The sequence below is a fragment of the Pseudomonas sp. A-R-19 genome (assembly GCF_019956575.1).
GTDB lineage: Bacteria > Pseudomonadota > Gammaproteobacteria > Pseudomonadales > Pseudomonadaceae > Aquipseudomonas.
In genome coordinates, this window is the sequence record NZ_JAHBDR010000048.1 from 1 (window position 1) to 20,383 (window position 20,383).

General features: G+C 60.3%; 20 protein-coding genes. 18 read left to right on the plus strand and 2 right to left on the minus strand.

Annotated features, from left to right (window positions below; all coding sequences use genetic code 11):
* Nucleotides 1-151 precede the first annotated feature (151 nt).
* Entirely contained in the window at nucleotides 152-3,403 is a 3,252-nt protein-coding gene (rne, locus tag KGA88_RS11445; protein WP_223591085.1) for a ribonuclease E, read from the minus strand.
* 701 nt (nucleotides 3,404-4,104) lie between these two features.
* Between rne and rluC the strand changes: the two genes are divergently transcribed.
* From rluC to KGA88_RS11460, 3 genes are read left to right on the plus strand one after another with little or no spacing between them, the layout of a single operon-like run.
* A complete protein-coding gene (gene rluC, locus KGA88_RS11450; protein WP_110660035.1) occupies nucleotides 4,105-5,067 on the plus strand; it encodes a 23S rRNA pseudouridine(955/2504/2580) synthase RluC in 963 nt (320 codons plus the stop codon).
* A complete protein-coding gene (locus KGA88_RS11455) occupies nucleotides 5,054-5,716 on the plus strand; it encodes an HAD-IA family hydrolase (protein ID WP_110660034.1) in 663 nt (220 codons plus the stop codon). Before rluC ends, KGA88_RS11455 begins: the two co-directional genes overlap by 14 nt.
* Nucleotides 5,717-5,740: 24 nt before the next feature.
* Nucleotides 5,741-6,730 (plus strand): S49 family peptidase, encoded by a 990-nt coding sequence (locus KGA88_RS11460; RefSeq protein WP_223591087.1) that lies wholly within the window; start codon nucleotides 5,741-5,743, stop codon nucleotides 6,728-6,730.
* 128 nt (nucleotides 6,731-6,858) lie between these two features.
* On the opposite strand, the gene KGA88_RS11465 is transcribed toward KGA88_RS11460, so the two are convergent.
* Nucleotides 6,859-7,437, minus strand: coding sequence for a Maf family protein (locus tag KGA88_RS11465; protein ID WP_223591091.1), 579 nt, complete (start codon nucleotides 7,435-7,437; stop codon nucleotides 6,859-6,861).
* A gap of 105 nt (nucleotides 7,438-7,542) precedes the next feature.
* Between KGA88_RS11465 and KGA88_RS11470 the strand changes: the two genes are divergently transcribed.
* From KGA88_RS11470 to KGA88_RS11540, 15 genes are all read left to right on the plus strand, one after another.
* A complete protein-coding gene (locus tag KGA88_RS11470) occupies nucleotides 7,543-8,070 on the plus strand; it encodes a YceD family protein (RefSeq protein WP_008152342.1) in 528 nt (175 codons plus the stop codon).
* A gap of 13 nt (nucleotides 8,071-8,083) precedes the next feature.
* Nucleotides 8,084-8,266 (plus strand): 50S ribosomal protein L32, encoded by a 183-nt coding sequence (rpmF, locus tag KGA88_RS11475; RefSeq protein ID WP_003179396.1) that lies wholly within the window; start codon nucleotides 8,084-8,086, stop codon nucleotides 8,264-8,266.
* A 4-nt stretch (nucleotides 8,267-8,270) separates the two neighbouring features.
* The gene (plsX, locus tag KGA88_RS11480; RefSeq protein WP_110662400.1) at nucleotides 8,271-9,281 is read left to right on the plus strand and encodes a phosphate acyltransferase PlsX; all 1,011 of its coding nucleotides are present in this window, start codon (nucleotides 8,271-8,273) and stop codon (nucleotides 9,279-9,281) included.
* Nucleotides 9,282-9,406: 125 nt separating this feature from the next.
* On the plus strand, nucleotides 9,407-10,345 hold the full coding sequence (gene fabD, locus KGA88_RS11485) for an ACP S-malonyltransferase (RefSeq protein ID WP_223591093.1): 939 nt from the start codon (nucleotides 9,407-9,409) through the stop codon (nucleotides 10,343-10,345).
* 16 nt (nucleotides 10,346-10,361) lie between these two features.
* On the plus strand, nucleotides 10,362-11,102 hold the full coding sequence (gene fabG / locus KGA88_RS11490; RefSeq protein ID WP_223591095.1) for a 3-oxoacyl-ACP reductase FabG: 741 nt from the start codon (nucleotides 10,362-10,364) through the stop codon (nucleotides 11,100-11,102).
* 196 nt (nucleotides 11,103-11,298) lie between these two features.
* Nucleotides 11,299-11,535: an acyl carrier protein gene (acpP, locus tag KGA88_RS11495; RefSeq protein WP_003175607.1), complete on the plus strand. Its 237-nt coding sequence runs from the start codon at nucleotides 11,299-11,301 to the stop codon at nucleotides 11,533-11,535.
* Between the two features lie 111 nt (nucleotides 11,536-11,646).
* Nucleotides 11,647-12,891: a beta-ketoacyl-ACP synthase II gene (fabF, locus tag KGA88_RS11500; RefSeq protein ID WP_007977050.1), complete on the plus strand. Its 1,245-nt coding sequence runs from the start codon at nucleotides 11,647-11,649 to the stop codon at nucleotides 12,889-12,891.
* The gene (gene pabC, locus KGA88_RS11505) at nucleotides 12,891-13,706 is read left to right on the plus strand and encodes an aminodeoxychorismate lyase (RefSeq protein WP_223591097.1); all 816 of its coding nucleotides are present in this window, start codon (nucleotides 12,891-12,893) and stop codon (nucleotides 13,704-13,706) included. Before fabF ends, pabC begins: the two co-directional genes overlap by 1 nt.
* A 3-nt stretch (nucleotides 13,707-13,709) precedes the next feature.
* Nucleotides 13,710-14,939, plus strand: a complete 1,230-nt coding sequence (gene mltG / locus KGA88_RS11510) for an endolytic transglycosylase MltG (protein WP_223591099.1) — start codon at nucleotides 13,710-13,712, stop codon at nucleotides 14,937-14,939.
* Nucleotides 14,940-14,958: 19 nt separating this feature from the next.
* Nucleotides 14,959-15,591: a dTMP kinase gene (gene tmk, locus KGA88_RS11515; protein ID WP_110663211.1), complete on the plus strand. Its 633-nt coding sequence runs from the start codon at nucleotides 14,959-14,961 to the stop codon at nucleotides 15,589-15,591.
* Nucleotides 15,584-16,570: a DNA polymerase III subunit delta' gene (locus KGA88_RS11520; protein WP_223591101.1), complete on the plus strand. Its 987-nt coding sequence runs from the start codon at nucleotides 15,584-15,586 to the stop codon at nucleotides 16,568-16,570. Before tmk ends, KGA88_RS11520 begins: the two co-directional genes overlap by 8 nt.
* Before the next feature lie 65 nt (nucleotides 16,571-16,635).
* The gene (locus KGA88_RS11525; RefSeq protein ID WP_110661222.1) at nucleotides 16,636-17,421 is read left to right on the plus strand and encodes a TatD family hydrolase; all 786 of its coding nucleotides are present in this window, start codon (nucleotides 16,636-16,638) and stop codon (nucleotides 17,419-17,421) included.
* Between the two features lie 342 nt (nucleotides 17,422-17,763).
* The gene (locus tag KGA88_RS11530) at nucleotides 17,764-18,402 is read left to right on the plus strand and encodes a TetR/AcrR family transcriptional regulator (RefSeq protein ID WP_008050425.1); all 639 of its coding nucleotides are present in this window, start codon (nucleotides 17,764-17,766) and stop codon (nucleotides 18,400-18,402) included.
* A gap of 137 nt (nucleotides 18,403-18,539) precedes the next feature.
* Nucleotides 18,540-19,508, plus strand: coding sequence for a GTP 3',8-cyclase MoaA (locus KGA88_RS11535; RefSeq protein ID WP_110661221.1), 969 nt, complete (start codon nucleotides 18,540-18,542; stop codon nucleotides 19,506-19,508).
* 262 nt (nucleotides 19,509-19,770) lie between these two features.
* Nucleotides 19,771-20,379 (plus strand): DUF4823 domain-containing protein, encoded by a 609-nt coding sequence (locus KGA88_RS11540; RefSeq protein WP_223591103.1) that lies wholly within the window; start codon nucleotides 19,771-19,773, stop codon nucleotides 20,377-20,379.
* Nucleotides 20,380-20,383 lie beyond the last annotated feature (4 nt).

Sequence of the window (20,383 nt, forward strand, 5' to 3'; positions counted from 1 at the left end):
CTCGCGAAGGCGGCCTGACAGTCAACTGAGATGTTGGATGATCCAACGCCTTCGCGAGCAAGCCCGCTCCCACAAGGGGTTGCTGTGAATTCCAGATATAAAAAAGCCCCGCCTGGGATCACCAGGCGGGGCTTTTTAGTAGCCGATGGAATCAGACGAGCGGTTTAGGCTCGTGCTCTTTTTCCTGGGCTTGCTCGTGTTGCTCTACCGCTTCCTGAACGGAGCGCGGCGCTTCGTTGATCACCGACTCAACCGGCTCGGCAGTCACTTCAGCGGCCGGGGCAGGAGCTGCCTCAACCACTTCAGCTGCAACCGGTGCAGGCTCGGCAGCGACAACCGCTTCAGCAGGCGCAGCCAGTTCGGCTTCCTTCTGCAGACGCTCGGCTTCACGCTTGCGACGACGCACTTCACGTGGGTCATTAGGCGCGCGGCCACTTGGCGTCAGGGCGCTGACAGGAGCCGCCTCGACGACCGGAGCAGGTGCTTCGGCAACGACCGGGGCTTCAACGACTGGCGCTTCAACCACCGGTGCTGGAGCCGGTTCTGCAGCGGCGACTACCGGCTCGGAAACCATGGCTTCAGCCACTTGGGTTTCAGCAGATGGTGCAGCGCCTTCAGCAACGGCTGGCTCGGCCACCCAGTTGAATGCGGTTTGCTCTTCGCGAACTTCACGCACGTTTTCAGTCACGGTTTCAACAACCGCTTCTGCAACCACGGCAGGTGCTTCAACCACTGGAGCCGGCTCGGCAGCCGCTTCAACGGCAGGCTGTGCTTCTGGCGCTACTTCGATTTCCGGCGCAGCGGTGATTTCGACCGGCGTGGTCGCTTCCACGACTGGCGCTTCGACTGGAGCAGTTTCCAGGGTAGCGGCAGTGGCGCGTTCGGCTTGCACGTTGGCTTCTGCTTCAGCCGGAGCGCTGATCACGCTGCTGGCAACGGCTGCGGTAACAGCCAGGCCAGCGGCCAGATCGGCAGTGCTTGGCGTTTCAGCGTTTTCGCCGGACTCGGACTCTTCCGAACCTTCGATCACGTTGCCGTTGGCATCACGCTGACGCTCGCGACGGTTGCTGCGACGACGCTGGCCACGGGAGCGGCGGCGTGGACGATCGCCTTCGACGCCTTCCTGACCGTCTTCCGGCAATTGCTCTTCGTTGGTGACCGGTTCTTCTTCAGTTGCGGCTGCGGCAGCTTGTTCGGCACGTGGCTGACGTTCTTCACGCGGTGGGCGTGGAGCGCGTTCTTCACGTGGCTGGCGAGCTGGACGCTCTTCAGCGGCAGCAGCGGTAGCAGCGGCGGCCGGAGCAGCAGGAGCTGTCGGAGCGGCATCCAGAGGCTCGCGCAGTTCACGAACGCGTTCTTCACGCTCGCCACGTGGCTTGCGATCTTCACGCGGAGCGCGCGGTGCACGTTCTTCACGAGGCGCGCGTGGTGCGCGTTCTTCGCGGGCTACTGCTGGCGTTTCTTCGCGGGTCTCGCGCGGTTCGCGCACTTCGCGTGGCTGACGCTCTTCACGCGGCTCACGTGGTGCGCGTTCTTCACGCGGTGCACGCTCTTCGCGAGGCTTGCGTTCTTCATCGCGGCGACCGTTACGGTTGCGGCTTTGCTGGCGACCGTTGCGACGCTCTTCGTTGCGGGCCGGACGCTCGGCGGCTGGCTTTTCAACCACAACCGGCGCGACAGGCTCTTCCTTGGTGGCGAACAGGCTCACCAGCGACTTCACCAGGCCTTTGAACAGGCTTGGCTCTGGCACGGCGGCCGGAGCCGGGGCAGGTGCTGCCACTTCGGTCGGAACCGGAGCGTTGGCGCGGGCCGGCGCCGTCTTGACCGCTGCTTCCTGGCGAACCAGGGTGCGGGTCGCAGCGGCTGGCTGGACTTCTTCGACTTCGGCAGCGGCAGCGGCGATTTCGTAGCTGGACTGGTTGGTCGCCGCTTCCGGGCTGTCGTCACGCAGGCGCTGCACTTCGAAGTGCGGCGTCTCGAGGTGATCGTTCGGCAGGATGACGATGCGGGCGCGGGTGCGCAGTTCGATCTTGGTGATCGAGTTGCGTTTTTCGTTGAGCAGGAACGCAGCCACCGGGATCGGCACTTGTGCACGAACTTCGGCGGTACGGTCTTTCAGGGCTTCTTCTTCGATCAGGCGCAGGATCGCCAGCGACAGCGATTCAACGTCACGGATGATGCCGGTGCCGTTGCAACGCGGGCAGACGATGCCGCTGCTTTCGCCCAGGGATGGACGCAGGCGCTGACGGGACATTTCCAGCAGGCCGAAGCGCGAGATGCGACCGACTTGCACGCGAGCGCGGTCGGCTTCCAGGCATTCGCGGACTTTCTCTTCCACGGCGCGCTGGTTCTTGGCAGGGGTCATGTCGATGAAGTCGATGACGATCAGGCCGCCGATGTCGCGCAGGCGCAACTGACGGGCGATTTCTTCAGCGGCTTCAAGGTTGGTCTGCAGAGCGGTTTCTTCGATGTCGCTGCCTTTGGTGGCGCGCGCCGAGTTGATGTCGATGGACACCAGGGCTTCGGTCGGATCGATGACGATGGAGCCGCCGGAAGGCAGTTCGACAACGCGCTGGAATGCGGTTTCGATCTGGCTTTCGATCTGGAAACGGTTGAACAGCGGCACGCTGTCTTCGTACAGCTTGATCTTGCTGGCGTACTGCGGCATCACCTGGCGGATGAAGGTCAGGGCTTCATCCTGGGCTTCAACGCTGTCGATCAGCACTTCGCCGATGTCCTGGCGCAGGTAGTCGCGGATCGCGCGGATGATCACGTTGCTTTCCTGGTAGATCAGGAACGGCGCGGAACGGTCCAGCGAAGCTTCTTTGATGGCGGTCCAGAGTTGCAGCAGGTAGTCGAGGTCCCACTGCATTTCTTCGCTGCTGCGGCCAAGGCCGGCAGTGCGCACGATCAGACCCATGTCAGCCGGGGCAACCAGGCCGTTCAGGGCTTCACGCAGTTCGTTGCGCTCTTCACCTTCGATGCGACGGGAGATGCCGCCGGCACGTGGGTTGTTCGGCATCAGCACCAGGTAACGACCGGCCAGGCTGATGAAGGTGGTCAGGGCTGCGCCCTTGTTGCCACGTTCTTCTTTTTCGACCTGAACGATGACTTCCTGGCCTTCGCTCAGGACGTCCTTGATATTGACGCGGCCTTCAGGCGCTTTCTTGAAGTATTCGCGGGAGATTTCTTTGAGGGGCAGGAAGCCGTGGCGCTCAGAGCCGAAATCGACAAAGGCAGCCTCAAGGCTTGGTTCGATGCGAGTAATCCGGCCTTTATAGATGTTGGCCTTCTTCTGCTCGCGTGCACCGGATTCGATGTCCAGGTCGTAGAGGCGCTGGCCATCTACCAGTGCAACACGCAACTCTTCGGGTTGAGTTGCGTTAATCAGCATTCTTTTCATGTAGTACCGTCGGTTTCCGGGCTGCCGGAAACGGCGTTCGGCACACACGACTTCTCACGGTCGGTGTCAGGTGCGTCGGGAGTGGTTGGCCATTTCCCGTGTCCAGCGAAGTCCGGCCAATGTGGGCCTTCATCGCGACGTACGCGTCCTGCTTGCTGTGGCTACTTAAGCACTCAGTCAGGAGGAGGAATCAACCAGCGGCTGTGGACGAGATAAAGCGTCTTGAGAAAGCCTGTTGCTACACAGTCCGGCGGTTGTGCATCTCCACCCTACACGTATCCCTGATAATTCGGGTGCTGCCGCGCGCAGAATCCGCAGCGGGTTGGCATTTACCGTGAGCTCCGAAAGGGGAGGTCACGCATCATGGCTAATTTAGGCGTTGTTTCCGATGCCTTCGCTCGGGGTCATTCGCAGCTGACTGCACTTTGTGAACTGGCCGTGAATATGGCTCGCAAAACGAGTGAAAACTCTGCTTTGTGGCGTGATTCAGGCCTCATGTCACCTGCGCTCGTTACACCTGCAAACTCCACCGTTACGTAGCGAAAGCCCCGTAGGACGGCCTCGCGTCCTGGTGAATTGCGTTGGTCAGGGCCGGTTTTTGACCGTTGGTCCGCTGTCCAGGCCGCTTTTGGCGGCGTTCGCGACTATAGCAGCAATGATTAAGTGCTTCAATTCCATAAAAAATTGTTATCATCCGCGGCATGACGACGACTACCCCCCCGACTCCAGGCGTACAACTGCTTGAGGTCTCGCCGGAATATGCCGGCCAACGTATTGATAATTTCCTTCTCGCCCGACTCAAAGGCGTGCCCAAGACCTTGATTTACCGCATTTTGCGCAAGGGCGAAGTGCGCGTGAACAAGGGACGGATCAAGCCCGAGTACAAGCTGCAGGCGGGCGATATCGTGCGCGTGCCGCCGGTACGTGTGCCTGAGCGCGACGAGCCGGTGCCACTGGCACAAGGCCTGCTGCAGCGCCTCGAAGCCTCGATTGTCTTCGAAGACAAGGCGCTGATCGTGATCAACAAGCCTTGCGGCATCGCCGTTCACGGCGGCAGCGGCCTGACGTTCGGTGTGATCGAGGCCTTTCGTCAGTTGCGCCCCGATTGCAAGGAACTCGAACTGGTTCACCGTCTCGACCGTGACACCTCCGGCCTGTTGATGATCGCCAAGAAGCGCAGCATGTTGCGCCACTTGCACACCGCGTTGCGCGGTGATGGCGTCGACAAGCGCTACATGGCGCTGGTTCGCGGTAACTGGGCGAGCTCGATCAAGCAAATCCGTGCGCCTCTGGGCAAGAGCAATCTGCGCTCCGGTGAGCGTATGGTCGAGGTCGACGAGGAGGAGGGCAAGGAATCCGTGACCGTGTTCAAGGTCCTGCGTCGTTTTGGCGACTTTGCCACCCTGGTCGAAGCCAAGCCCATTACCGGTCGTACTCACCAGATCCGCGTCCATACCTTGCACGCCGGGCATTGCATCGCTGGCGACACCAAGTATGGCGAAGAAGGCTTCAGCAAGGAAATCCGTGACCTGGGCGGCAAGCGCCTGTTCCTGCACGCCTACATGCTGACCGTGCCGCTGCCCGATGGCGGTGAGTTGAAGTTGCAGGCGCCGGTTGACGAAATGTGGGCCAAAACCGTGGAGCGATTGAGTGCGCCCATCTGATTACAAGCTGCTGATCTTCGATTGGGACGGCACGCTGGCTGACTCCATTGGCCGTATTGTCGAGGCGATGCACGTTGCCTCACAGCGCTCCGGTTTTGAGCAGTGCGACGATTTTGCCGTCAAGGGCATCATCGGCCTGGGCTTGCCGGAAGCGATTCGCACCCTGTACCCGGAGATTGGTGATGCCGAGTTGATCGCGTTCCGCGAGCACTATGCCGAGCATTACATTGCGTCGGAGGCTGTGCCTTCGCCGCTGTTCGAGGGGGTGGTCGAGTCGCTCGAGGCATTTCGTGCCGAGGGTTATCATCTGGCCGTGGCGACCGGCAAGGCCCGTCGCGGGCTGGATCGGGTGTTGAAATCCCACGGCTGGGAAGACTTCTTCGATATCACCCGCGCCGCCGACGAGACCGCCAGCAAGCCGCATCCTTTGATGCTCGAGCAGATCCTCGCCCATTGCGAAGTTCGCCCGGAACAGGCGCTGATGGTCGGTGATTCGTCCTTTGATTTGCAGATGGCGCGCAACGCCGGCATGGGCTCGGTGGCTGTCAGCTATGGCGCCCAATCGATCGATGCGTTGAGGTTGTATGAGCCGCGATTGGCCATCGACCGCTTTTCAGAATTGCATGCCTGGCTGAATCAGCAGGCTTAACCGGTTGTTTTTGGGGTGGATGGCATGACCGACGAATGGAAGGCACCCGCCAAGGCGAGTGCAGAGAGCGGTGACGACAAAAGCTGGAAGCTGCTGGAAAAGACGCTGCTGGCCAGCGTGCAGGAGCAGCGCCGGTCCCGCCGCTGGGGCATATTCTTCAAGCTTCTGACTTTTGTGTATCTGTTCGGCGCAATTGCCCTGTTTTCGCCGCTGATGGATATGGAAAAAGCCGCCACTCGCAGCGCCCATTACACGGCGCTGATCGATGTGACCGGCATGATCGCCGACAAGGAGCCGGCCAGCGCAGACAATATCGTTGGCAGCCTGCGCGCGGCTTTCGAGGACGAGAAGGTCAAGGGCGTCATCCTGCGCATCAACAGTCCGGGTGGCAGTCCGGTGCAGTCGGGTTATGTCTATGACGAGATCCGTCGTCTGCGCGGCCTGCACCCGGACACCAAGCTGTATGCAGTCATTTCCGACCTGGGGGCTTCCGGTGCTTACTACATCGCCAGTGCGGCGGACCAGATCTACGCCGACAAGGCGAGCCTGGTCGGCTCCATCGGTGTGACGGCGGCGGGTTATGGCTTTGTCGGCACCATGGAGAAGCTGGGTGTCGAGCGTCGTACGTACACTTCTGGCGAGCACAAGTCGTTCCTCGACCCGTTCCAGCCGCAGAAGCCGGAAGAAACCGCCTTCTGGCAGGGCGTGCTCGATACGACCCACAAGCAGTTCATCAATAGCGTCAAGCAGGGGCGCGGCGATCGCCTGAAGGACAAGGAGCATCCGGAGCTGTTTTCCGGCCTGGTCTGGAATGGCGAGCAGGCGCTGCCACTGGGGTTGATCGATGGGCTGGGCAGTGCCAGCTCGGTCGCGCGGGATGTGATCGGCGAGAAAGAACTGGTGGACTTTACCGTTCAGCAGTCGCCATTCGATCGCTTCTCGAAAAAACTCGGTGCCAGCGTGGCTGAGCACTTGGCAATGTGGATGGGATTCAACGGTCCATCGTTGCGCTGATCTTTCGAGTGCACAAAAAACCGGCCATTGCCGGTTTTTTGCCTTCGCACGACCTGTAGGAGCTGGCTTGCCAGCGATGGCGGCATGCCTGGCACGCCACGTCACCCGGTTTGCCAGCAGCCCGGCTCCTACGGGATTTGCACGCCCTCGGCCAATAGCATGTCGATCAGGCGAATCAGCGGCAGGCCGACCAGGCTGGTGGCGTCAGGTCCCTCGGTGCTGCGAAACAGGCTGACCCCCAGGCCTTCGGCCTTGAAGCTGCCTGCGCAGTCGTAGGGTTGCTCGGCGCGCAGGTAGCGCTCGATGCGGCTCGCGTCGAGTGTGCGCATGTGGACGGTGAACGGCACGCAGTCGACCTGGCAGTGCCCGGTCCGGGTGTTGAGCAGGGCCAGGCCGGTGAGGAACGTCACGCTGGCACCGCTGGCGGCCAGCAGTTGTTCGCGGGCTTTTTCGAAGGTGTGGGGCTTGCCGATTATCCGCTCTCCCAGCACGGCGACCTGGTCGGAACCGATTATCAGATGAGCGGTATGGCTGTCGGCCAAGGCGCGGGCTTTCTCTTCGGCGAGGCGCTTGACCAGCTCGATGGCGGATTCCCCCGGGCGATGGCTTTCGTCGATATCCGGCGAGCTGCACGTGAAAGGCAGCTGCAAACGAGCGAGCAATTCCCGGCGATAGACCGAGCCGGAAGCGAGTAATAAAGGCAGCATGCGCATCTCCATAAGGCAGGTGCGAATTCTAGCGAGGCTTCCAAGTGACGGACAGGGCTGAATTTCCTTTGACATGGGCGGGTGCATCCCTATAATGCTGCGCCTATGTTGAATGACCCGATTCCACCTCACGTTGACCCGCGCAAATTGGCTGATCGTGGCACCACCCTTCAAGGTGAAATGCTGCTGGCCGATTTGGAGAGACTCTGCGACCCGCTTTCCGACACTGTCGGTACGGTGCAGGCTAAATTCGTTTTTGAACGAGATGAACGTAAATCTGTGGTCATCCACAGCTTTATCGACACTGAAGTCAAAATGGTTTGCCAGCGTTGTCTTGAGCTGGTCACCCTGCCGATCCATAGCGAATGCAGTTACGCTGTGGTGAAGGAGGGTGCGAATACCCAGTCGTTGCCGAAAGGTTATGACGTGCTGGAACTGGGCGAAGATCCTTTGGATCTGCAGTCACTGATCGAGGAGGAGCTTCTGCTCGCCTTGCCCATTGTGCCTGCTCATCATCCGGAAGAATGCCAGCAGCCGGCGGGTCTCGATGAGCCCGAACCGAGCGAGGACGAGGTAACGCGGTCCAACCCGTTCAGTGTATTGGCGCAGTTAAAGCGTGACCCAAACGTTTAGGAGTTAATCAATTATGGCTGTTCAGCAGAACAAAAAATCCCGCTCCGCCCGTGACATGCGCCGTTCGCACGACGCTCTCGAGGCTAGCACCCTGTCTGTAGAAAAAACCACCGGTGAAGTTCACCTGCGTCACCACGTATCGCCAGAAGGCGTATACCGTGGCCGTAAAGTGATCGACAAGGGCGCTGACGAGTAATCACTTGTCCGCTCAAGTCATCGCGATTGACGCAATGGGCGGGGACTTCGGTCCCCGCAGCATTGTCCAGGCCAGTCTTGCTTGCCTGTCTGCTACGCCCTCGCTGCACCTGACCCTCGTCGGTCAACCCTCCCTTCTTGAAGAATTGATCGCTGGCCATTCGGCTGTGGATCGCGCGCGCCTGTCGATTGCCCCGGCGAGCGAAGTCATCACCATGGACGAAAAACCTGCCCAGGCCTTGCGTGGCAAGCCTGACTCATCGATGCGCGTGGCCCTTGAGCTGCTGCGCGACGGCAAGGTCCAGGCCTGTGTCAGTGCCGGCAATACCGGCGCGCTGATGGCGTTGTCGCGGTTCGTGCTCAAGACCCTGCCGGGCATTGATCGTCCGGCCATGGTGGCGGCGATTCCGACACAAAAGGGTTACTGCCAATTGCTCGACCTGGGTGCCAACGTCGATTGCAGTGCCGAGCATCTGTTGCAGTTTGCGGTCATGGGGTCGGTAGCGGCCGAGACCCTGGGCATAATCCGTCCACGAGTGGCGTTGCTGAATATCGGCACCGAAGACATCAAGGGCAATCAACAGGTCAAGCTGGCAGCGACCTTGTTGCAGGGCGCCAGGGGTATCAATTACATCGGCTTTATCGAAGGCGACGGTTTATACCGTGGCGAAGCGGATGTGGTGGTATGTGACGGTTTTGTCGGCAACATCCTGCTCAAATCCAGTGAGGGCCTGGCGACCATGATTGCCGGACGTATCGAGGCGTTGTTCAAGAAGAACATGGCCTCGCGCGCGGTCGGCGCACTGGCGCTGCCCTTGATGAAGCGCCTGCAGGCCGATTTGGCGCCTGCCCGGCACAACGGTGCGAGCTTTCTCGGCCTGCAGGGGATTGTGGTGAAAAGCCACGGTTCTGCCGGGGTCCAGGGTTTTCAAAGTGCCATTCAGCGCGCCTTGATCGAGATTCAGGAGAATCTTCCCGAACGCCTGCACGGTCGTCTGGAGGATTTGTTGCTTTAGGCGTTTTCGTCGGACAATGCTTAAATGTGACCGCTTGGTTCAATGGGCCATCCAACTGTCAGTTTCTTGCGTCCCCAAAGCGGGGCGCCATTTCTCCGACGACAAGATCATTAGGGGCTTGTTACATGTCTGCTTCCCTCGCATTCGTCTTTCCAGGACAGGGTTCGCAGTCCCTCGGCATGCTGGCCGAGCTGGGCGCGCAACATCCGGTTGTCCTCGAAACATTCAAAGAAGCTTCCGATGCACTGGGTTACGACCTGTGGGCACTGACCCAGCAAGGGCCGGAAGAGCAACTCAATCAAACCGATAAAACCCAACCGGCCATCCTGACCGCCTCTATCGCCCTGTGGCGTCTGTGGCTGGCAGAAGGCGGCGCGCGCCCGGCTTATGTTGCCGGTCACAGCCTGGGTGAATACAGCGCACTGGTTGCCGCTGGCAGCCTGGGCCTGGGCGACGCGGTGAAACTGGTCGAGCGTCGTGGCCAACTGATGCAGGAAGCCGTTCCGGCCGGGCAGGGCGGCATGGCTGCCATCCTGGGGCTGGACGATGCTGACGTACTGGCAGCCTGCGCCGAAGCGGCGCAAGGCGAAGTCGTCAGTGCGGTCAATTTCAACTCGCCAGGCCAGGTGGTCATCGCCGGTGCCAAGGCAGCCGTCGAGCGCGCCATCGAAGGCTGCAAGGCACGTGGTGCCAAGCGCGCCATGCCATTGCCGGTCAGCGTGCCGTCGCACTGCGAACTGATGCGTCCGGCTGCCGAGCGTTTCGCCGAGTCGATCGCCGCGATCGACTGGCAGGTGCCACAGATTCCCGTGGTGCAGAACGTCAGTGCCCAAGTGCCGGCCGATCTGGAAACCCTCAAGCGCGATTTGCTCGAACAACTGTACAAGCCGGTACGCTGGGTCGAGTCCGTACAGGCTCTGGCAGCCAAGGGCGCGACCAATCTGGTCGAGTGCGGCCCGGGCAAAGTGCTGGCCGGTCTGAACAAGCGTTGCGCCGAAGGCGTATCGACATCCAACCTCAATACCCCAGACGCTTTCGCTGCCGCCCGTGCAGCGTTGGCCTGAATCAGGAGAAGCTTGCATGAGTCTGCAAGGTAAAGTTGCACTGGTCACCGGTGCAAGCCGTGGCATCGGCCAGGCTATCGCCCTGGAACTGGGTCGTCAGGGCGCCATCGTCGTCGGTACCGCGACCTCCGCGTCGGGTGCCGAACGCATTGCCGCCACCCTGAAGGAAAACGGTATTCAAGGCACTGGCCTGGAACTCAATGTCACCAGCGACGAGTCCGTGGCAAGTGTCCTGGCGAGCATCCAGGAGCAGTTCGGTGCGCCGGCGATCCTGGTCAACAATGCCGGTATCACCCGCGATAACCTGATGATGCGCATGAAAGACGACGAGTGGCATGACGTTGTCGATACCAACCTGAACAGTCTGTTCCGCCTGTCCAAGGGCGTTTTGCGTGGCATGACCAAAGCCCGTTGGGGCCGAATTATCAGTATTGGTTCGGTTGTGGGTGCCATGGGCAACGCAGGCCAAGTAAACTACGCTGCCGCCAAGGCCGGTCTGGAAGGTTTCAGCCGTGCTCTGGCGCGTGAAGTCGGTTCGCGTGCGATTACGGTAAACTCGGTGGCCCCAGGGTTCATCGATACCGATATGACCCGTGAACTTCCCGAGGCGCAGCGTGAAGCCTTGCAGACGCAGATTCCGCTGGGTCGTCTGGGGCAAGCTCAAGAGATCGCGTCCGTGGTCGCTTTTCTTGCGTCGGACGGTGCGGCTTACGTTACCGGAGCTACAATCCCGGTGAACGGCGGGATGTACATGTAATTCAAATGTGACGGATTGCTTCAAAAAAATGTCATACGAGCTGTCTAAAATCCGTTATAAAGCTGCAATCTATTTATAGGCAGAGGGTCACCGGGTTCGAGGAGTGAAGCTTTCAGTTGAAAAGCTGAAAAGCCTTTCTATACACTTACCCACTGGCCAGCTGCCTGAATTTGTCCATTAGGAGTGAAAACAAGGTATGAGCACCATCGAAGAGCGCGTCAAGAAAATCGTTGCTGAGCAACTGGGCGTTAAAGAAGAAGAAGTGGTCAACACTGCTTCCTTCGTTGAAGACCTGGGTGCCGACTCCCTTGACACCGTTGAGCTGGTGATGGCTCTGGAAGAGGAATTCGAGACCGAAATCCCTGACGAAGAAGCTGAGAAGATCACTACTGTACAAGCTGCAATCGACTACGTTACTAGCCACCAGGCGTAATAGTTTGTAATCGTTGCTCGCTGTCATGGAAAAACCGCACTGCCATCACGGCGTGCGGTTTTTTCTTTAGGCCTGATGCAAAGTCGTCATTTGAAAAAAAAGGAGAGTGCTGTGTCGCGTAGACGCGTCGTAGTCACCGGTATGGGTATGTTGTCGCCACTGGGCACGGATGTGCCGAGCAGCTGGCAGGGCATTCTGGCTGGCCGCAGTGGCATTGGTCTGATCGAACACACCGACCTTTCTGCCTATTCCACCCGTTTTGGCGGCTCGGTAAAGGACTTCAATGTCGAGGAGTACCTGTCGGTCAAGGAAGCCCGCAAGCTCGACCTGTTCATTCAGTACGGTCTGGCCGCAGGTTTTCAGGCGGTACGCAATTCCGGTCTGGAAGTCACTGATGCCAACCGTGAGCGTATCGGCGTGGCCATGGGCTCGGGTATTGGCGGTCTGACCAATATCGAAGAAACCGCCCGCACGCTGCACGAGACCGGCCCTCGACGGATCTCTCCGTTCTTCGTGCCAGGCTCGATCATCAATATGATTTCCGGTTTCCTGTCCATCCACCTCGGTGCACAGGGACCCAACTATGCCATCGCCACGGCCTGTACCACCGGTACTCACTGCATTGGCATGGCGGCCCGCAACATCATGTACGACGAAGCCGACGTGATGATTGCCGGTGGCGCCGAGATGGCCGCTTGCGGCCTGGGCATGGGTGGCTTCGGTGCCTCCCGCGCGCTGTCGACCCGCAACGACGAACCAACCCGCGCCAGCCGTCCATGGGACAAGGGCCGTGATGGCTTCGTATTGTCCAACGGTGCCGGTGCGCTGGTGCTGGAAGAACTCGAGCACGCCAAGGCGCGTGGCGCGACCATCTACGCCGAGTTGATCGGCTTTGGCACCAGTGGCGATGCCTACCACATGACCTCGCCGCCAGCCGATGGCGCGGGTGCTGCGCGCTGCATCACCAATGCGCTGCGCGATGCCAAAATCAATGGCGATCAAGTGCAGTACATCAACGCCCACGGCACCTCGACTCCCGCAGGTGACCTCGCTGAAGTCAACGCGATCAAGTCGGTGTTCGGTGAGCATGCCTACAAGCTGGCCGTCAGTTCCACCAAGTCCATGACCGGCCACTTGCTGGGCGCGGCGGGCGCGGTCGAAGCGATCTTCAGCGTGCTGGCCATCAATAGCCAGGTAGCGCCGCCGACCATCAACCTCGATGAGCCGGACGAAGGCTGCGACCTCGATTTCGTGCCGCACACGGCGCGCAACATGGATATCGATGTGGTCGTTTCCAATTCCTTCGGTTTTGGCGGCACCAATGGCTCGCTGGTGTTCCGCCGGTTCGCCGGCTGATGGACAGCTGGGTCGACGGTCAGCCGGCTGACGCTTTGTCGCTGAAGGATCGCGGCCTGGCTTATGGCGACGGTCTGTTCGAGACCATCGCCGTGCGTAACGGGCAGCCGGTGTTGCTGGAGCGACACCTGTCGCGCCTGGCGGATGGCTGTTCGCGTCTGGCAATGACTGCCGATCATGAGTTGGTCCGTAGCGAACTGCTGGCCTATGCCGCAGCCCTGGGTGACGGGGTGCTCAAGCTCATCCTCACCCGCGGCGACGGTCTGCGCGGTTACGCCCCGGATCCTTCGGCCCAGGCCCGACGCATCCTGCAAGGCAATCCACCCGCGGCTTATCCTGCAGTGCATGGCGAGCAGGGTGTTCGTTTGTTTCCTTGCGCCACGCGATTGTCCAGGCAGCCATTGCTCGCCGGCCTCAAGCACCTGAATCGTCTTGAACAAGTCCTCGCCCGTGCCGAATGGCAGGACACCGAGCATGCCGAAGGCTTGATGCTCGATCAGGCCGGGCGCGTGATTGAAGGCGTGTTCAGCAATTTGTTCCTGGTGCGTGATGGTGTACTCATCACCGCCGACCTCAAGCGCTGTGGCGTGGCCGGCGTGATGCGTGCCGAAATATTGTTTCAGGCCAAGTCGCTGGGAATCTCCACGCAAATCACCGATATTCCCCTCGAACAGCTGCAATGGGCTGACGAAGTCTTTGTCTGCAACAGCGTGTATGGTATCTGGCCGGTGCGCGCCTATGCTGCTCTTCACTGGCCGGTTGGGCCGCTCACCCGTAAACTCCAAACCATTGCCCGTGTGCTACTGGATGCTTGATACGTGAGACGTAAACTCTTGCTGCTGCTGGAAACCGGAGTGGTTCTGGCGGGGCTGCTGTTGGGTGCTTCAGCCTGGAAAATTCATTCGGCGCTGGTACAGCCGCTGAACATTGCCCAGGAACAATTGCTGGATGTGCCCAAGGGCACCACGCCGACCCGCACCTTCTATCGACTCGAAGCCAATGGCGTCATCAAGGACGCATTCTGGCTGCGTGTGTATTGGCGCTTCAATCTCGCCAAACAACCCCTGCACAGCGGCGAATATCGCCTGCAACCGGGTATGACTGTCGAAGGCCTGATCGACCTGTGGAAACGCGGGGAAATGGTTCAGTACAGCCTGACCCTGGTCGAAGGTTGGAATTTCCGTCAGGTCCGCGCAGCGCTGGCCAAGGAAGAGAAGCTCGATCATGACCTCAACGGTTTGAGCGATAGCCAGGTCATGGACAAGCTTGGCCACAGCGGGATTTTTCCGGAAGGGCGCTTCTTCCCTGACACCTATCGCTATGTACGCGGGATGTCCGATCTCGAGTTGTTGAAGACCGCTTACGACCGTCTTGACGAAGTGCTCGCCAAGGAGTGGGAGCAGCGCGCCGCCGATGCGCCGTACACCGAACCCTATCAGGCGCTGATCATGGCCTCGCTGGTGGAAAAGGAAACCGGCGTACCGCAGGAGCGCGGGCAGATTGCCGGTGTGTTTGTGCGACGCATGGCGATAGGCATGCTGCTGCAGACCGACCCGACAGTGATCTACGGCCTCGGCGACCGCTACAGCGGCAAGCTGACCCGGGCTCACCTCAGGGAGTCGACGCCCTATAACACCTACATGAATGCAGGCCTGCCGCCGACGCCGATCTCCATGGTCGGGCGCGAAGCCATCCATGCGGCGCTCAATCCGGTGGAGGGCAACAGTCTTTACTTCGTGGCGCGCGGTGATGGTACGCATGTGTTCTCCGACGACCTGGATGCCCACAACAATGCGGTGAAGGAGTTCCAGCTCAAGCGTCGCTCCGATTACCGCTCCAGCCCGGCGCCCGCTACCACGGCAGAGACACCGCCAACCCAGGCTGAGCAGGCGGGTACGCAGGAGGCCAGGGCTTCGCAGGAGACGCCGATCCCGGCCGCTTCGCCGAACACCGCTCCCGAGGCGCTGCCGCAGGTACCGCCGCAAGATCCTGCGCCGGCCCCTGAAACGCCGGCCGCCGATGCAAGCGCGGCGAAAAGCTCGCAATGACTCTGACTAAGGACTGCCTGTGACTGGCTTGTTTATTACTCTGGAAGGCCCGGAAGGCGCCGGCAAGAGCACCAATCGCGAATACCTGGCCGAGCGCTTGCGCGCCGCCGGCATCGAGGTGGTGCTGACCCGCGAGCCGGGTGGCACGCCGTTGGCCGAGCGCATCCGTGAAGTGCTGCTGGCTCCGGTCGACGAAGTCATGAACCCGGATACCGAGTTGCTGCTGGTGTTCGCGGCGCGTGCCCAGCACCTGGCCGAGGTGATTCGCCCGGCGCTGGCCCGGGGTGCCGTGGTCTTGTGTGATCGTTTCACCGACTCGACATACGCCTACCAGGGTGGTGGTCGCGGCTTGTCGCTGGAGCGCATCGCGGCCTTGGAAACCTTCGTTCAAGGTGATCTGCGCCCGGACCTGACGCTGATTTTCGATCTGCCTGTCGAGGTGGGTCTGGCCCGCGCCAGTGCTCGCGGTCGCCTGGATCGCTTTGAGCTCGAAGGCCGGACCTTTTTCGATGCCGTACGCAATGCCTTCCTCAAGCGGGCCGAGGCGGATCCGGCGCGTTATGTGCTGGTCGATGCTGCCCAACCGTTGGCACAGGTCCAGCAATCGCTGGATACCTTGCTGCCGCGCCTGCTGGAGTTGAGCCGTGGCTGAGGCCTATCCGTGGCAGGAAAGCCTCTGGCAGCAACTGGCCGGTCGCGCCCAGCATGCACACGCCTATCTGCTGCATGGCCCGGCCGGGATCGGCAAGCGCGCACTGGCCGAGCGCCTGATGGCCCGCTTGCTGTGCCAGCGCCCGGTCGCGCTGGAAGCGTGCGGCGAATGCAAATCCTGCCTGCTGCTCAAGGCTGGTAGCCATCCGGATAACTACATCCTGGAGCCGGAAGAAGCCGACAAGGCGATCAAGGTCGACCAGGTTCGCGACCTGGTCGGTTTCGTGGTGCAGACCGCGCAGTTGGGCGGGCGCAAAGTGGTGCTGATCGAGCCGGTCGAGTCGATGAACATCAACGCCGCCAACGCCTTGCTCAAAAGCCTCGAAGAACCGTCCGGCGATACCGTTCTGTTGCTGGTCAGCCACCAGCCGAGCCGTTTGTTGCCAACCATCAAGAGTCGCTGCGTGCAGCAGGCCTGTCCGCTGCCGGGCGAGGCCATGAGCTTGAAGTGGCTGGCCGAGGCTTTGCCGGAGTGTTCCGAAGAAGAGCGCGTCGAACTGCTGACGCTGGCCGCCGGTTCGCCACTGGCGGCGGTCAATCTTCAAGCCCAGGGCGTGCGTGAACAACGCGCGCAAGTGGTTGAAGGGGTGAAAAAGCTCCTCAAGCAACAGCAGTCGCCAACGCAACTGGCCGAAGAGTGGAAGAGCATTCCGATGCTGCGCCTGTTCGATTGGTTCTGCGATTGGTCGAGCCTGATCCTGCGTTATCAGTTGACCCAGGACGAAGCCGGCCTCGGCCTGCCCGACATGCGCAAGGTCGTGCAATACCTGGCGCAGAAAAGCGCCCAGGGCAAAGTCCTCGATATTCAGGACTGGATACTCGCCCAGCGCCAGAAAGTCCTGAGCAAAGCCAACCTCAACCCGGCCTTGCTGCTGGAGGCATTGCTGGTGCAGTGGGTGTCGTTGCCTGGCCAACGATGACTGTCAGCGCCTAGACTCCGAGTAACCCGACCGTCCCACCCATTCGATACAAGTTGCAGCCCTTTATGCTCGTAGATTCCCATTGTCACCTTGATCGCCTTGACCTGGCCGCCCACGACGGCTCCCTGGACGCTGCCCTGGATGCCGCCCGACAGCGCGGGGTAGGGCACTTTCTGTGTATCGGCGTCAGCGCGGACAACGCAGCCGACGTCAAGGCCCTGGCCGAGCGTTATGACGACGTCGACTGCTCTGTGGGCGTACACCCTCTGGATTTGCAGCCAGGCGCCGCGCCGGCGCTGGACTGGCTGTTGCACGAGCTCAATCACCCGCGGGTCGTCGCCATTGGCGAAACCGGCCTTGATTACCACTACGAGCCGGAAGCGGCAGAGTTGCAGCAGGAGTCCTTCCGCCTGCACCTGCAAGCGGCGCAGCAGACCGGCAAACCGGTGATCATCCACACCCGTGGCGCTCGTACCGATACCCTGGACTTGCTGCGTGAAGCGGCGCTGCCCCAGGCGGGCGTATTGCATTGCTTTACCGAAGACTGGGAAATGGCCAAGGCTGCGCTGGACATGGGCTATTACATTTCCCTGTCCGGGATTGTCACTTTCCGCAATGCCGATGCGTTGCGCGATGTGGCCAGCAAGGTGCCTGCCGACCGCTTGCTGGTGGAAACCGACTCGCCGTACCTGGCGCCGATCCCTTATCGCGGCAAGCCAAACCTGCCGCAGTACGTGCGTGAAGTTGCGGAATTTCTGGCAATGTTGCGTGGTGAGCCCTACGAGCGGTTTGCCGAGCAGACCACCGCCAATTTCAAGCGGCTGTTCCCGCTGGCACACGTAAAAGGTTAAATCGCAGGCAAAAAAAACCCGGGTTCTGGGGGGTGAATCCGGGTTAAGACCATTAGGAGTAAAACAATGGCACGCGGTCCGTTGGTACCAATATCGGCGTAACACTTGGGGGAGATGTCCCGCCGACAGTTCAAGTATTGATCAGGATTGCGCCTCGTCCAGTTTAGCGGCCCGGGTTTTTAAACATATTTGGAATACGTGCGCTTCGGAAGAGTTCTCATCAACCTGTAAACGTACGCGGAATGACCAGAAAGCGCAGATATGGTCGGATGATCCGTGCATTTTTGCGTAAGTTAGGCATAATACGCGGCTTCGAATTTTGACCCCGACAGACCTTTTCTTATGCATAAAGAACCCCGTAAGGTCCGTGAATTCCGTCGCCGCGAGCAGGAAATTCTCGATACCGCGCTCAAGCTGTTCCTCGAACAAGGTGAAGACAGTGTCACCGTCGAGATGATTGCTGATGCCGTCGGTATCGGTAAAGGCACGATCTACAAGCACTTCAAATCCAAGGCGGAAATCTATCTGCGCCTGATGCTCGACTACGAGCGCGATTTGAACGAGCTGTTGCATTCGGCCGATGTCGACAAGGACAAGGAAGCCCTATCCCGGGCCTACTTCGAATTCCGCATGCGCGATCCACAACGCTATCGCTTGTTCGACCGCCTCGAAGAAAAAGTGGTCAAGGGCAACCAGGTGCCGGAGATGATCGAGGAGCTGCACAAGATCCGTGCCTCGAACTTCGAACGCCTGACCCTGCTGATCAAGGGCCGGATCAGCGAAGGCAAGCTCGAAGACGTGCCGCCTTACTTCCATTACTGCGCGTCCTGGGCGCTGGTGCACGGTGCCGTGGCGCTGTATCACTCGCCGTTCTGGAGCAATGTGCTGGAAGATCAGGAAGGTTTCTTCCAGTTCCTCATGGATATCGGCGTGCGCATGGGCAACAAGCGCAAGCGCGACACCGACACTTCCGGCAGCTGAGCCATTCAGTTGCCTTATTGCGCCATGATTTCGCTACTTGGCGCAGTGCCGCAGGAATATACTCAGGTAGAGGACTTGCTAAAACTTGATTTCTGAGTCAAGTTTTAGCAGCCCGATATTCTTCCGCCGGAGTAACCATGATCGTTGACCGTCAAGGCAGGCGTTTTCGCAACTTGCGAATCAGCCTGACCTCAGCCTGCAATTACGCCTGTACCTACTGCGTGCCCAACGGCAAGCGGCTGGTGGCTGCGCAGGATGAGTTGTCGGCCGAAGCCATGGCGCGCGGTGTGGCTTATCTGATTGAAGCGGCGGGGATCGAGCGCCTGCGCATTACTGGCGGCGAGCCGCTGGTCAGCCCGAAACTCGAAGCGTTCATGACGGCGGTCGGGCAGATGGGCCTGGAGGACATCAGCCTGACCACCAATGGCCAGTTGCTGGCGAAGAAACTGCCACTGCTGGTGAACGCTGGCATTCGGCGCCTCAACGTTTCCCTCGATACCCTCGACGCCAGTGCGTTCCGTGGCATTGCCCGGGGCGGCGACCTGGCCACCGTGCTCGACGGCATGAACGAGGCCAGTGCGGCCGGCATGAAGATCAAGGTCAACATGGTGCCGCTGCGCGGGCAGAACCTCGATCAAGTGATGCCGCTGCTCGACTACTGCCTGGAGCGCGGTTATGAACTGCGCTTCATCGAGCTGATGCGCATGGGCCACCTGGCCAACGATTCCAATGCCTTTTTGCAGCAGTTCGTCAGCCTCCAGCAGCTGCTGAGCCTGATCGGCGAGCGCTACGAATACCTGCAGGCGGATGCCCCGGTCGATGCGACGGCCGTTCGCTATGAAATTCCCGGCCAGGGCTATTTCGGCGTGATCGCCAACGAGAGCGTGCCTTTCTGCCGGACCTGTTCACGCTTGCGTTTATCTTCCACCGGGTGGCTGCATGGCTGCCTGTCGTCGAGCAATCGCCATTACATCGGCGACCTGCTGGACAAGCCGCGTCATCAAGCGCTGCCCGCGCTGCAGCGACTGCTGGTCAAAGCCTTGGGTGACAAGCAGGAAGTGGCATTCTCGGGCGGCGCGACTGTCATGAAGATTATCGGCGGCTGAACCGGACTTTGTGACTGGGAGCTTTTGTGGCGAGGGAGCTTGCTCCCGCTGGGTTGCGAAGCAACCCCAAAACCATTTCCAAGTTGCACCGGGCATAATGCATACAGCGGTTTACGACTGCTGCGCAGCCGAGCGGGAGCGAGCTCCCTCGCCACAGATCATCATTCGCAGTCCTGATATATAAACAGGCTCAAGGACTGGCGCGGAAGCTGCATCCAACGGCCATTCGCCGGTTTTCCGACACCGGCCTCTGGAGGATAGGATGCGTAGCCTGGTTTTGCTGCTGGCCGTTTTGGCACTTGGTGGCTGCATGAACATCAGCGATATGGCCGAAGGGACTCGTTACCATATGAGCGATGCGGGGCTGCTCGACCACAGCGACAGCCGTCGCGTAAACAACCTGCGCATCCAGCCGGACTCGTTCGTCTACATCGCCCAAGGCGCTTTCATGCCGCCGGGCAGCGTCGTTTACCCACGGCCCAACGTGATTGCCGAAGTCGCCTTCGATGGCTTCGTCGAATACTTCCCGATGGTCCGCCGTGCCCGTACGCCGGAAGGCCTCGACCAGGCCATGGGCGAAGCCCGTGCCGCCGGTGCGCACTATCTGCTCTACACCCGATTTGCCAAGTCTGACGACCGTATCGGCAACTCGGACGAGTGGCTGGACCAGGAAGCCCTGGATCGTCTTGGCATCGATAGCGGTATGATTCAGATCATGTTGATCGAGACCAGCACCCAGTATTTGATTGATACTGCGACCATCAAGAGTCGTGGCGGTTTACTGACGTTCCACGATAAAAAACCCGAAGACCTGATGGGCCCGCCGCTGGAACAATACGCGCGCAGCCTGCTGGGGCTCAGCGACCAGTAAAACC